Origin of the sequence: Marinitenerispora sediminis (assembly GCF_003336425.1) — a bacterium.
GTDB lineage: Bacteria > Actinomycetota > Actinomycetes > Streptosporangiales > Streptosporangiaceae > Marinitenerispora > Marinitenerispora sediminis.
The window spans coordinates 1-13,077 of record NZ_QEIO01000147.1; the positions used below are offsets into that span (position 1 = coordinate 1).

Below are 13,077 nucleotides of genomic sequence, written 5' to 3' on the forward strand. Positions count from 1 at the left end.
CCCGTCCCCGCCGCCCGCCCGGCCCCCACGCGCAGACAGGACCACGATGAGCCGACGTTCCGAACGGACGATCTCCGTCCTGGTTCCGCCCGATCTCACCCCGCTCGCCCCGGAGGACCCGCGCACGGTCGGCCGCTACGCGCTGGTCGGCCGCGTCGGCTCCGGGCAGACCGGCGCCGTCTACGCGGCGGTGGACCCCGAGGCCGCCGCGGACCGGGTACTCGTCGTCAAGACGCTGCGGCCGGCGCGGGTACCCGACGAGGCCACGCGCGGCCGGCTCGACCAGCGGCTCCGGGTGCTGGCCACCGTGGACGGGCGCTGCTACGTCCCCCCGGTGGAGTTCGACGCCTTCGCCGACCCGGCCTGGCTGGCCATGCCCTACGTCGGCGGCATCCCGCTCGCCCAGTTCGTCCGGCGGCGCGGCCCGCTCGCCCAGGGTCGGCTGGTCGCGCTCGCGGCGGCCGTCGCCGAGGGGCTCGCGGCGCTGCACGGCAAGGGGCTGGCGCACGGCGACCTCAAGCCGGGCAACATCGTGCTCGCCTCCTCGGGGCCGCGGCTGCTCGACTGCGCGCTGCCGGGCGACGAGTCGACCCGCCGGTTCGCCGCCGGCTGGCTGGCGCCGGAGCGGCACCGCGGCGAACCGCCGCGCGCGGTCGGCGACGTCTTCGCGTGGGGGGCGGTCACCGCCTTCGCCGCGACCGGCCGGCTCCCGTTCGGCATGGGCGAGCCCGAGGCCGTCGCCGCCCGGGTACTGGAGGACGAGCCGGACATCGCCGGCGTGCCGCCGGAGCTCGCGCCGCTGGTCCGCCGCGCGCTGGCCAAGGAGCCGGACGACCGGCCGACGGGGCGCGAACTGCTCAGCGGCGTCCTCGCGGCCTGGGAGGCGGTGGCGTCCGCACCGGCGCCCGGCGGCGCGGGCTCGGCGCCGGGTACCGCCGTCACCCGGCTGCTCAGCCGGGAGTGGCCGGGGATCTCCGAGCCCGCGTGGCTGCCCCGCGTCATCCACCTGGACGGTCCGGGAGAGAGCCGCCGGGGACGCGGCGTGCTGGTGGCGACCGGCGCGGTACTGGCCGCGGTGCTGGTCGGCGGCGGCGTGTGGGCGGCGACCGGCGGGCTGCCGGGCGGACCCGCCGCCGAGCCGCAGGCCACGCCGTCGCGCGAGCCGTCCCCGGAGGCCGGCGGCTCCGCCGCCCCGGAGGCCGCACCGAGCCCGGCGGCGCCGCGCACGGCCGTGGTCCGCTTCGGGGCGGTGCCCCAGCCCGATCCGGTGGACGGCCCGTGGGTCTACACCGAGGTCGCCCCCGCGGGCGGCGCGTCCCCCGACCTCTCGGGTCCCGTCACGCCGGACCAGTGGAGTACCCGCTGGAACGACGTCTCCGAGGCCGGGCAGCCCGAGCGGGCGCGCATCGCCCCGGACGCCGAGGTGCTGTGCGCGCAGTTCTGCCTCACGCCCGGCGAGTCGGCCGGCGACGCCGAGGGCCGCGGCAGCCACCCGGTGACCGGGCAGGACTTCATCAACTACCTGAGCTGGGGCGGCGTGGTGATCGCGGAGGTCACCTTCGCAGAGGAGCCCGCCGCGGACGGGGTACCGGAGATCGTGCGGATCACCGAGCTCTTCCCCCCGGCGGGCTGACCCGGCCGCGGCGGTGCGCGTCCCGGTCAGCGCGCCCCGGGGTCGGCGCGCAGCACGCTCCTGATCCGCTCCAGGACCTCCCCGTAGCGCCGCTCGGCGCCGTGGGTGGTCGGCCGGTAGTACTCACGGCCGGCCACCGAGTCCGGGGCGTAGCGCTGCGCCACCACGCCGCCCGGATGGTCGTGGGCGTACCGGTAGCCCTGCCCGTGCCCGAGCTCCCGGGCGCCGCGGTAGTGCGCGTCGCGGAGGTGGGCCGGGACGGCGCCGGCCCGGCCGGCGCGGACGTCGCCCGCGGCCTCGTCGATGGCGGTGACCACCGCGTTGGACTTGGGGGCGAGCGCGATGTGGATCACCGCCTGGGCGAGGTTGATGCGCGCCTCGGGCAGCCCGATGAGCTGCACGGCCTGGGCCGCCGCGACGGCGACCTGCAGGGCGGTCGGATCGGCCATGCCGACGTCCTCGCTGGCGTGCACGACGATCCGCCGCGCGATGAACCGCGGGTCCTCTCCGGCCTCGATCATCCGGGCCAGGTAGTGCAGCGCCGCGTCGACGTCGCTGCCGCGCATGCTCTTGACGAACGCGCTGACGACGTCGTAGTGCTGGTCCCCCGAGCGGTCGTAGCGCACCGCGTGCCGGTCCACCGCGCGTTCGACGTCCTCGACGGTGATCTCGGACCGGGAGCCGGCGACCAGGGCGGCCGCCTCCAGGTAGGTGAGGGACCGCCGCGCGTCCCCGCCGGCCAGGCGCACCAGGTGGTCGGCGGCCTCGTCGGCGAGCGTGTAGCGGCCGTTCAGCCCGCGCTCGTCGGTGAGCGCGCGCTCGATGACCACGCGCACGTCGTCGTCGGCGTGGGGTTCGAGGGTGAGCAGCAGCGAGCGGGAGAGCAGCGGGCTGACCACCGAGAAGAACGGGTTCTCCGTGGTGGCCCCGATGAAGCTGACCCAGCGGTTCTCGACCGCCGGGAGCAGCGCGTCCTGCTGGGTCTTGTTGAAGCGGTGCACCTCGTCCACGAACAGCAGGGTGCGGGTGCCGCGCATCCCCATCTGCCGCCGCGCCTCGTCGATGACGGCCCGCACGTCCTTCACGCCCGCGGTGACCGCCGAGAGCTCCACGAACCTGCGCTGGGTCACCCGGCTGACCACGGTGGCCAGCGTGGTCTTCCCGGTGCCGGGCGGCCCCCACAGGAAGAGCGACATGGGCGCGTCGTCCTCGACGAGCCGGCGCAGCGGGCTGCCCGGGCCGAGCAGGTGCCGCTGTCCGACCACCTCGTCGAGGGTGCGCGGGCGCATGCGCACGGCGAGCGGCTCCTGGCCGCGCTGGGCTTCGGCTCCGGCGTCGTCGAACAGTGTTTCGGACACGCTCCCCAGCGTAGGGCCTGTCCGGCCGAGCACCGGCCGGCTAGTCCGGGCGGCGGCCGGCCCCGCCGTCGCTGACCGGGCCGTCCGGGGGGCCGGCGCCGTTCCCGGCGCTGGCCGGGGACGGCGCCGCGGAGCCCCGCGGGTCGGCGATCCCCCACGCGAGCAGGGCGACCCCCCAGCCGAGGAGGGCGCCGGCGAGGGTGTCGGAGAACCAGTGCACCCCCAGGTAGATCCGGCTCCACGCCATGAGCGCCGTCCACACCAGCGCGCCGGCGAGCACCCAGCCGCGGTGGCGCGGCACGACCGCGACCACGGCCATCCCCAGCACCGCGGCGAACGCCGCGTGGCCGGACGGGAAGGCGGGCGAGGCCATGGGGACCAGCTGCTCCACCGGGCGGGCCCGGTCGACGAGGTGCTTGAGCCAGGGCACGAGGACGGCGGAGGTGGCGAGCCAGGAGCCGGCCACCAGCAGCGCGGCCGGCCAGCGGCGCACCGCCAGCAGCGGGACGGCCACCGCGGCGACCAGCACCCCGGTCCACGGCCAGCCGCCGAGGTGGTGCAGCAGGACGGCGAGCCAGGTGAGGGCGGCGCCGCGGGTGGTGAGCGCCTCCGCGGTGACGGCGGCGTCCAGCCCCTGGTAGGCGGGGTGTCCGCCGCCGACCGCGAAGGCCGCGGTCAGGACGGCGAAGGCCGTCAGCGAGACGGCGCCGGCGGCCATCGGGCGGGCTCGGACCACTGCTGCCTCCTCCGGGACCGGACCGCCGCCCGGCGCGGCGGGTCCGTCACCGACCGTACCGGTGGTCCGGTCCGGGAGGCGGCGGGGTCACCGCATCCGCGCGATGAGGATCGCGATGTCGTCACCGCGTCCGGCCGGGGTGAGGTCGGCGAGGGACGTGGCGGCGGCGTGCACGTCGCCGCTCATGCCCCGCAGTGCCTGCCCGACGCGCTCCAGCCCCTCGTCCATGGTGACCCCGGAGCTCTCCACCAGGCCGTCGGAGCACATGAGCAGCGTCTCACCGGGGAGCAGCCGGCGGGTGCTGACCGGGTACTTGCTGTCGCCGTCCACTCCGACGGGCGGTCCGGTCTCGGGCTCCCACACCTCGAAGGCGTCCGCGGTCGCGATGATGAGGGGCGGCTGGCCGGCCCAGGCGGCCTGCATCTCCCCGTTCTCCAGGTCCAGGACGAGGTAGCCGCAGGTGGCGAAGACGATCTCGCCGGTCTCGGTGAGCAGCCGGTTGGTCTCGGCCAGCACCACCCCGGGGTCCACCTGGTTGGTGGCGTAGGCGCGGAACGCGACCCGGATCTGCCCCATGGCGGCAGCGGCCTCGACCCCGTGCCCCTGCACGTCGCCGACCACCAGGCCGACCCGGCGGCCGGGGAGCTGGATGGCGTCGTAGAAGTCCCCGCAGACGCGCCATCCGGCGCGGGACGGCAGGTAGCGCACCGCGACGTCGAGCGCGGCGAAGTCGGGGAGCTGCGGCGGGAGCATCCGGCGCTGGACCGCGTCGGCGAGCTCCAGCTCGGCCTGCTGGCGGTTCACCCGCTGCAGGGCCTGGCCGGCCAGTCCGGCGAGGGTGAGCATCAGCGCCCGCTCGTCGGGGGTGGCGTGGTGCGGCTGGGTCCACGCGACCTGCCACACGCCGAGCGCCACCCGCCGGTCGCCGAAGATCGGCACGGTGGCCCAGGACTGGGCGTTGGTGTGGTGCAGCATCTCCTGCACGGCCGGAAAGCGCTCCAGCACCTCGGCGCGGCTCTCGAAGAACCGCGGCTGGCGGTCCTGGATGACGGCGCCCATGGGGTAGGAGGTGTCGCTGGCGTCCCGGCCCTCGATCCACCGCCGGGTGCCGTAGCTCTCCGTGGCCGAGGACGGGTAGCGCAGCTTGCCGGCCTCCACCAGCATCACCGTGGCGGTGCTGCCGCCGAAGATCGGCACGAACTCCTCGGTGAGCAGCCCGGTGACCTCCTCCAGCGTGGTCGCCGAGACCAGCTTCGCGGCCAGCTCGGTGACCTGCCGGCCCTGCGCGGCCTCGATCCGCCGGCGGTCGGCCAGCCGGCGGACGAGCTGGACGTGCTCGGTGACGTCGTCGATGATGCCGACGAGCCGGGGTCTCTCGCCGTCGACGAAGCGCGCGCGGGCGTGCAGCCAGCGCTCGTCGCCGACCTGGTCGAACATCCGGAACCGCTGCTCGTAGTCGCCGCCCTGGTAGGAGGCTTCGAGCGCGTCGCGCAGCCGGGCGATGTCGTCGCGGTGCACCCGCGCCAGGATCTCCTCGATGGTGCGGCTGTCGCCCGCGAGCAGCCGGCCGAGCGGGGAGGGCCCGAAGAGCTCGCCGATCTCGCCCGTGGCGAGGTCGAGGGTCCACAGCGCGGTGTCGGAGTTCTCGGTGCGCAGCTCGGTGATGGCGCGCAGGGTCTCCTCGTTCCGCATGGGGCCGTGGCACAGCACGACGACGCCGAGCGGCCCGGCGGGGTCCGCCCCGGTGCGGGGACCGTCGGCGGTGATGGGCCGGGGGCGGAGCACGGTGCGGCGGGCGACGCCGTCGGCGCCGACGAACTCGACGCCGCGCTGCGGCTGCTCGTCGGGCCGCTCCAGCGCCCGGCGGTGCAGCTCCCACCCGTGCCCGACGTCGGCAGCGGCGAGGAGTTCCGGCCACGGCCGGTGCGCCACCTGCTCCTGGTCGAAACCGGTGAGTTCACGGAAGGCGTCGTTGACCAGCAGGATGCCGCCCGCGCGGTCGGCCACGAACATGGCCGCCGGCGCATGCAGGAACGCCGCCCCGGCCGGATCTCCCATTTCCGCCGCGATGGCGGCATCGGTCAAACCCCCGGAACCGGCGAAGCCGTCGGTCGAGCCGGTTGTGCCGTTCACCTATAGATCATCCTTGTGTCGTTACGAATGCCCCCACCCGCCTGCGCGAGCCTCCCCCAAGAACATCCGATTCGGCTTAGTTTAACGACATAATCGCCTGTCGCCGCAGGCGAAGATCACCGCGGCCCGTCGCCCGCCGGGCCCGCCCGCTCCCTTCTCCACCGCGCCGCGCATATCGCTCCGCAGCAATACAAAATGCGACCAGGTGAGGAAAATACCAGCCAATCGCTAGCCTCACCTGGTCGCCATTTGCCGAAATCGTTACCCCGGCGTGACTGGTTCCCTGAATCGCGGCCGCGGCCCGATCCGCTCCCCCTCCGGCGGCACGCACGACCGCCGTCCGGCCACCACCCTACGGCACCGGGACTCCGCGACTCAGGAGGCGGAGTCCGTCTCCTCCGGCAGCTCGGGGACCGCGTCGATCCCGGCCTCGCGCCGCTGCACCACCGTGATGGGGGTGGGCGCCCCGGTCAGCGGGTCGCCGCCCGACGCGGTCTTGGGGAACGCGATGACGTCGCGGATGGACTCACCCCCGGTCAGCAGCGCCACGATGCGGTCCCAGCCGAACGCGATCCCGCCGTGCGGCGGCGGTCCGAACTTGAACGCCTCCAGCAGGAAGCCGAACTTCGACTCGGCCTCGGCCTTGCCGATGCCCAGCACGTCGAAGACCCGCTGCTGGAGCTCGCGGCGGTGGATACGGATCGAGCCGCCGCCGATCTCCAGGCCGTTGCAGACCATGTCGTAGGCGTAGGCCAGCGCGTTGCCCGGGTCGTCCTGGAAGGTGTCGGCCCACTCCGGCTTGGGGCCGGTGAACGGGTGGTGCACCGGCGTCCAGCCGCCCTCGCCGTCCTCCTCGAACATCGGGGCGTCGACCACCCAGAGGAACGACCAGCGGGACTCGTCGATGAGGTCGAGCCGCCGGCCGATCTCCAAGCGGGCCGCGCCGAGCAGCTCCTGCGCCGAGCGGCGGGCGCCGGCGGCGAAGAAGACGCAGTCCCCCGGTGCGGCGCCGACGGCCTCCGCGAGGCCGGCCCGTTCGGTCTCCGAGAGGTTCTTGGCGACCGGTCCACCCAGGGTCCCGTCGGGCTGCACGAGCACGTAGGCGAGCCCGCGCGCGCCGCGCGCCTTCGCCCAGTCCTGCCAGCCGTCGAGTTCCCGCCGGGTCTGCGAGGCGCCGCCCGGCATCACCACGGCACCCACGTAGGGGGCCTGGAACACCCGGAACGGGGTTTCGGCGAAGTACCCGGTGAGCTCGGTCAGCTCCTGTCCGAAACGCAGGTCCGGCTTGTCCGAACCGAAGCGGTCCATGGCCTCCAGGAAGGGCATCCTCGGAAGCGGCAGCGGCACCTCGTATCCGAGGATCTCGCTCCACAGGCGGGCGACGAGCTGCTCGCCGACCGCGATGACGTCCTCCTGGTCGACGAAGCTCATCTCGATGTCGATCTGGGTGAACTCCGGCTGCCGGTCGGCGCGGAAGTCCTCGTCGCGGAAGCAGCGGGCGATCTGGTAGTAGCGCTCCAGCCCGCCGACCATCAGCAGCTGCTTGAACAGCTGCGGCGACTGCGGCAGCGCGTACCAGTGCCCGGGCTGCAGGCGCACGGGGACCAGGAAGTCGCGGGCGCCCTCGGGCGTGGAGCGCGTGAGGTAGGGCGTCTCGACGTTCACGAACCCGTGCTCGCGCATCACGTCGTGGACGACGTAGCTGCCCTGCGAGCGGACGCGGAGTGCGGCGGAGCGCTCGGGACGGCGGATGTCGAGGTAGCGGTAGCGCAGCCGCGCCTCCTCGGAGACCTCCTGCGAGCCGTCCAGCGGGAACGGCAGCGGCGCGGCCTCGCTGAGCACCTCGATCTCGCGTGCGACGACCTCGATCTCGCCGGTCGGGATCTCCGGGTTCTCGTTGCCCTCGGGGCGGACGCGGACCTCGCCGGTCACCTTGACGCAGTACTCCGAGCGGAGGTCGTGGGCGAGCTCGTCCTCGCGGACCACCACCTGCGCGACCCCGGAGGCGTCGCGCAGGTCGAGGAAGACGACCCCGCCGTGGTCGCGGCGGCGGGCCACCCAGCCGGCCAGCACGACCTCGGTGCCGGCGTTCTCCTTGCGTAGCGTGCCCGCGTCATGCGTGCGGATCAACGGACTTCTCCTTCAACGGTTCTTCGACGGTCTCATCATGGCGGACGTGCGCGGATGTCCGGCCCCGGCGAGCGGGGCCGGTGCCGCTATCTCGCTGGTCGGCGCCAGAGGAGCCCGTGGGCGGGTGGTGGTTCGTCATGTCCTCGACCGGTGGCTCGTCGCGGGTGGTGACCGTTGGCACGGGGGCCGGCTCAGCGGTCCGCGATGCCGCGCAGGAACGGATTGCCGGCGCGCTCGCGCCCGATGGTGGTCTGCGGCCCGTGTCCGGGCAGCACCACGGTGTCGTCGGGCCGGCTGAGGCACACCCTCTCCAGGCTGCGCAGGATCGCGGGGTGGTCGCCGCCCGGGAAGTCGGTGCGGCCGATGGAGCCGGCGAACAGCAGGTCCCCGGTGAACAGGACGTCCGGCCGGTCGTCGCTGGGGGCGAGCGCGAAGACCGCGGAGCCCGGTGTGTGGCCCGGCGCGTGCGCCACCGTGAACTCCAGGCCGGCGGCGGTGACGGTGCCGCCGTCGGTGAGCTCCACCAGGTCGGCGGGCTCGCCTGGCGGGGTGTCGCCGAGCAGCGCGGACAGCTGGGACGCCAGCGCGGGGTCGAGCCCGGCGGCCGGATCGGTGAGCAGCGCGCGGTCGGCCGGGTGCAGGTGCGCCGGAACGCCGTGCGCCGCGCACAGCTCGGCCGCCGACCACACGTGGTCGAAGTGCCCGTGGGTGAGGAGGACCGCCGCCGGGGTCAGCCGGTGCTCGTCCAGCAGCTTGGCCACGCCGCGCGCCGCGTCCTGGCCCGGATCCACGATCACGCACGGTGCGCCGGCGGCCGCGGCGACCACGTAGCAGTTCGCGGCCAGTGGTCCGGCGGGGAAGGCGGCGATGAGCACGGCTGGCGCTGACCTCGTTCCTGGGGTTCCTGTGGTTCCGGGGGTTCCTGGGTCCTGGTTCCTGCGTTCGCGCGGCGCTGCGGGCGGCCGCCGCGCGGCTCGGCCGCACGGTCGTCCCCGGAGCCGCCGCGGGCACGTCCCGGACTCCGAGCCTACCGAGGTCGCGGACGGTGGGCGACCGCGATCGCGCGGCGCCGCACCGGCGGCGGCACCGTGCCGCGCCGCCGCCGCGGGGCGATCATCACCATTCGGTCACCGCGGCCCCGCGGCCCCTTTGCGTGGCGGCGGGACGGTGTCATATTGGTCGTGCCCGAGCGGTGGGCGCTGTGCGGCGGCCGGCGCGCCGGCCGCGGCTTCGGCCGCGGCGGCCCGGCGGTGCCCGCGCGCCATCCCGCGCGGCCGGGCGCGGCACCCGGCGGACTGCCGCTGAAATGCGACAACATAGGTCGATAACAGCGCATGCGTATGGATATCGTGCTTAGTCACGACAGCATCCACCCGGTCTGGTGCCCATGCGAGAGGCCGGGGCGGACCGCACGGCGCTGTCACGACCACACGGAGCCCTGGCGAGCGTCAGGCTCATGACTGCAGGAGGACACGGTGACCACGGACCCCTGGGGCCGCGTAGACGACGACGGCACGGTCTATGTGCGCACGAGCGAGGGCGAACGTGTCGTCGGGTCATGGCAGGCCGGAGCCCCCGAGGAGGCGCTCGCGTTCTTCCAGCGCAAGTACGACGCCCTCGTCACCGAGGTCGAGCTGCTGGAGAAGCGGCTCAACACCACCGACCTCTCCGCCTCCCAGGCGCTGTCCAGCGTGCAGAAGCTGCGGACCGCGGTCACCGACGCGCACGCCGTCGGCGACCTCGACGCGCTGCTGCGGCGGCTCGACCTGCTCACCGAGCGCGCCGAGAAGCGCCGGGTCGAGCAGAAGCACGCCCAGGAGCAGGCACGCGGCGAGGCCCGGGCCGTTAAGGAGCGGATCGTCGCCGAGGCCGAGCGGGTGGCCGCCGAGACGACGCACTGGAAGTCCGGCGGCGAGCGCATGCGCCAGCTGATCGAGGAGTGGAAGGCCGCGCCGCGCACCGACCGCCCCACGGAGCAGGCGCTGTGGAAGCGCATGTCGGCGGCGCGCAACGCGTTCTCCAAGCGCCGCAAGCAGTACTTCGCCGGCCTGGACGAGCAGCGCGACCAGGTGCGGGCCGACAAGGAGAAGATCGTCTCCGAGGCCGAGGCGCTCAGCAACTCGACCGACTGGGGCGTGACCGCCGGCTACTACCGCGAGCTGATGCAGGCCTGGAAGTCCGCGGGACGTACCGACCGCGCCAGCGAGGACCGGCTGTGGGCGCGCTTCAAAGCCGCCCAGGACGCGTTCTTCGAGGCCCGCAACGCGGTCTTCGCCGAGCGCGACGCCGAACTCCGCGGCAACGCCGAGCTCAAGGAGCGGCTGCTGGAGGAGGCCCGGGAGGAGCTGCTGCCGGTCCGGGACCCGCGCGAGGCCCGCGCTCGGCTGCGCGAGTACCAGGAGCGCTGGGATGACGCCGGGGCGCTGCCGCGCGACTCCCGGGACCGGCTGGAGGGCGCCTTCCGCAAGATCGAGGAGGCGGTGCGCAAGGCCGAGGAGCAGGAGTGGCAGCGCACCAACCCGGAGGCCCGCGCGCGGGCCGAGGCCACGGTCGGCCAGCTCCGCGACTCCATCCGCCAGCTGGAGGCCAAGCTGGAGAAGGCGCGCGGCGCCGGCGACGACCGCCGGGTGCGCGAGGCCGAGGAGGCGCTGACCGCCCGCCGGTCCTGGCTGGACGAGGCGGAGAAGGCGCTGCACGAGCTGAGCTGACCGGCGGGCCCGCCGGACACGCGCGACGGCCGTCCGACCCCGAGGGGGTGGGACGGCCGTCGCACGTGTCCGGCGCCGCGCTAGCTGCGCATGCGGTACACGTCGTAGACCCCGTCCACGCCGCGCACCGCGCGCAGCACGTGCCCCAGGTGGGTGGGATCGGCCATCTCGAAGGTGAACCGGCTCAGCGCCACCCGGTCGCGGCTGGTCTGCACGGTCGCCGACAGGATGTTGACGTGCTGGTCGGAGAGCACCCGCGTGATGTCGGACAGCAGCCGGGTGCGGTCCAGCGCCTCGACCTGGAGGGCCACCAGGAACATGGAGTCCTCGGTGGGCTGCCACTGCACCTGGACCATCCGCTCCGGGTCCAGGGCGGTGGTGTTGACGCAGTCCGTGCGGTGCACCGAGACCCCGTTGCCGCGGGTGACGAAGCCCACGATGGCGTCGCCGGGCACCGGGGTGCAGCACTTGGACAGCCGCACCCACACGTCGGCGTCGCCCTCGACGACCACGCCCGGGTTGCCGGCCGGCCGGGGGCGGCTGCGCTGCCGGGTCGGCACGGAGGTCTCGGCGAGGTCCTCCTCCGCGCTCTCGATGCCGCCGAGCGAGTCCACCAGCTTCTGCACCACGTGCTGGGCGCCGATGTGCCCCTCACCCACGGCCGCGTACAGCGCGTCGACGTCGGAGTAGCGCAGGTCGCGCGCGAGCGCGAGCAGCGCCTCGCCGCTGAACAGCCGCTTCATCGGCAGTTCCTGCTTGCGCATGACGCGTGCGATGGCGTCCTTGCCCTGCTCGATGGCCGCCTCGCGGCGCTCCTTGGTGAACCACTGCCGGATCTTGTTGCGCGCCCGCGGGCTCTTCACGAAGTTCAGCCAGTCGCGGCTGGGCCCGGCGTCCAGGGCCTTGGAGGTGAGGATCTCCACCGTCTCGCCGTTGGAGAGCTCGCGCTCCAGCGGCACCAGCCGGCCGTTCACCCGCGCGCCGACGGTGCGGTGGCCCACCTCGGTGTGCACCGCGTAGGCGAAGTCCACCGCCGTGGCGCCCTGCGGCAGCGAGATGACGTCGCCCTGCGGGGTGAAGACGAACACCTCCTGCACCGACAGGTCGAAGCGCAGCGACTCCAGGAACTCGCCGGGGTCCTTGCTCTCCTGCTGCCAGTCGATGAGCTGGCGCAGCCACGCCATGTCGCCGGCGCCCTTGGATCTGCCGCCGTCGCGGCCGCCGCCCGCCCGGTCCTCCTTGTACTTCCAGTGCGCCGCGATGCCGTACTCGGCGCGGCGGTGCATGGCCCGGGTGCGGATCTGCAGCTCCACCGGGTTGCCCGCCGGGCCGATCACGGTGGTGTGCAGCGACTGGTACATGTTGAACTTCGGCATCGCGATGTAGTCCTTGAACCGTCCCGGCACCGGGTTCCACCGCGCGTGGATGGTGCCGAGCGCCGCGTAGCAGTCGCGGACGCTGTCGACCAGGACCCGGATGCCGACGAGGTCGTAGATCTCGTCGAAGCCGCAGTTGCGGGCGATCATCTTCTGGTAGATCGAGTAGTAGTGCTTCGGCCGGCCGCGCACGGTGGCCTTGAGCTTGGCCTCGCGCAGGTCGGCGGAGACCGCCTCGATGACGTCCTGGAGGTAGACGTCGCGCCGCGGCGCCCGCTCGGAGACCAGGCGGGCGATCTCGTCGAACCGCTTGGGGTAGAGCGTGGCGAACGCGAGGTCCTCCAGCTCCCACTTGATGGTGTTCATGCCCAGCCGGTGCGCGAGCGGCGCGAAGATCTCCAGCGTCTCGCGGGCCTTCTTCTCGCGCTTGGCCTGCGGCAGGTAGCGCAGCGTCCGCATGTTGTGCAGCCGGTCGCACAGCTTGATGACCAGCACCTTGATGTCGCGCGACATCGCGACGACCATCTTGCGGACGGTCTCGGCCTGCGTCGCCTCGCCGTACTTGACCTTGTCCAGCTTGGTGACGCCGTCCACCAGCTCGGCGATCTCGTCACCGAAGTCGGCGCGCAGCTCCTCCAGCGTGTAGTCGGTGTCCTCGACGGTGTCGTGCAGCAGCGCCGCGGCGAGCGTGGGCTCCTGCATGCCGAGCTCGGCGAGGATGGTGGCGACGGCCAGGGGGTGGGTGATATAGGGGTCGCCGCTCTTGCGCTTCTGGTCGCGGTGGTGGTGCGCGGCGACCTCGTAGGCGCGCTCGATGAGCCGCACGTCGACCTTCGGGTGCGTCGCGCGGACGGTCTTGATCAGTGGTTCGAGGACCGGGTTCATGGTCACCCCCCGCTGCGCGCCGAGCCGGGCCAGGCGGCGGCGTACTCGCACGGTCGAGGATGAGCTGGGCGCGGTGGGGCGGGCATGGGTGGCGTCATCAGTCCGCTGGGGTCGGGAG

Annotated in this window: 8 protein-coding genes; 2 read left to right on the top strand and 6 right to left on the bottom strand. The window is 73.9% G+C overall.

The window, feature by feature from the left end:
• Nucleotides 1–46 precede the first annotated feature (46 nt).
• Complete coding sequence (locus tag DEF28_RS22070; RefSeq protein ID WP_114433559.1) at nucleotides 47–1,633, top strand: serine/threonine-protein kinase; 1,587 nt, start codon at nucleotides 47–49, stop codon at nucleotides 1,631–1,633.
• 26 nt (nucleotides 1,634–1,659) lie between these two features.
• Here DEF28_RS22070 and DEF28_RS22075 read toward each other — a convergent pair whose 3' ends face one another.
• The 5 genes from DEF28_RS22075 to DEF28_RS22095 form a co-directional block, all read right to left on the bottom strand.
• Nucleotides 1,660–2,991 carry a replication-associated recombination protein A gene (locus DEF28_RS22075; protein WP_114399753.1) on the bottom strand — a complete coding sequence of 444 codons (1,332 nt, stop codon included), beginning with the start codon at nucleotides 2,989–2,991 and terminating at the stop codon, nucleotides 1,660–1,662.
• Between the two features lie 40 nt (nucleotides 2,992–3,031).
• Nucleotides 3,032–3,727 (bottom strand): phosphatase PAP2 family protein, encoded by a 696-nt coding sequence (locus tag DEF28_RS22080; RefSeq protein ID WP_147280216.1) that lies wholly within the window; start codon nucleotides 3,725–3,727, stop codon nucleotides 3,032–3,034.
• An 87-nt stretch (nucleotides 3,728–3,814) separates the two neighbouring features.
• Nucleotides 3,815–5,860, bottom strand: a complete 2,046-nt coding sequence (locus DEF28_RS22085) for a SpoIIE family protein phosphatase (RefSeq protein WP_374058228.1) — start codon at nucleotides 5,858–5,860, stop codon at nucleotides 3,815–3,817.
• Nucleotides 5,861–6,235: 375 nt separating this feature from the next.
• Nucleotides 6,236–7,990, bottom strand: a complete 1,755-nt coding sequence (aspS, locus tag DEF28_RS22090) for an aspartate--tRNA ligase (RefSeq protein ID WP_114399755.1) — start codon at nucleotides 7,988–7,990, stop codon at nucleotides 6,236–6,238.
• A gap of 191 nt (nucleotides 7,991–8,181) precedes the next feature.
• Nucleotides 8,182–8,865, bottom strand: coding sequence for an MBL fold metallo-hydrolase (locus DEF28_RS22095; RefSeq protein WP_114399756.1), 684 nt, complete (start codon nucleotides 8,863–8,865; stop codon nucleotides 8,182–8,184).
• 600 nt (nucleotides 8,866–9,465) lie between these two features.
• Here DEF28_RS22095 and DEF28_RS22100 point away from each other — a divergent pair.
• Nucleotides 9,466–10,698, top strand: a complete 1,233-nt coding sequence (locus tag DEF28_RS22100; RefSeq protein WP_114399757.1) for a DUF349 domain-containing protein — start codon at nucleotides 9,466–9,468, stop codon at nucleotides 10,696–10,698.
• An 80-nt stretch (nucleotides 10,699–10,778) separates the two neighbouring features.
• On the opposite strand, the gene DEF28_RS22105 is transcribed toward DEF28_RS22100, so the two are convergent.
• Nucleotides 10,779–12,959, bottom strand: a complete 2,181-nt coding sequence (locus tag DEF28_RS22105) for a RelA/SpoT family protein (protein ID WP_114399758.1) — start codon at nucleotides 12,957–12,959, stop codon at nucleotides 10,779–10,781.
• Nucleotides 12,960–13,077 lie beyond the last annotated feature (118 nt).

What these genes read in the sequence shown, in the direction of transcription:
- DEF28_RS22105 (WP_114399758.1), bottom strand. Translation starts at nt 12,959, where the DNA reads ATGAACCCGGTCCTCGAACCACTGATCAAGACCGTCCGCGCGACGCAC.
- DEF28_RS22070 (WP_114433559.1), top strand. Translation starts at nt 47, where the DNA reads ATGAGCCGACGTTCCGAACGGACGATCTCCGTCCTGGTTCCGCCCGAT.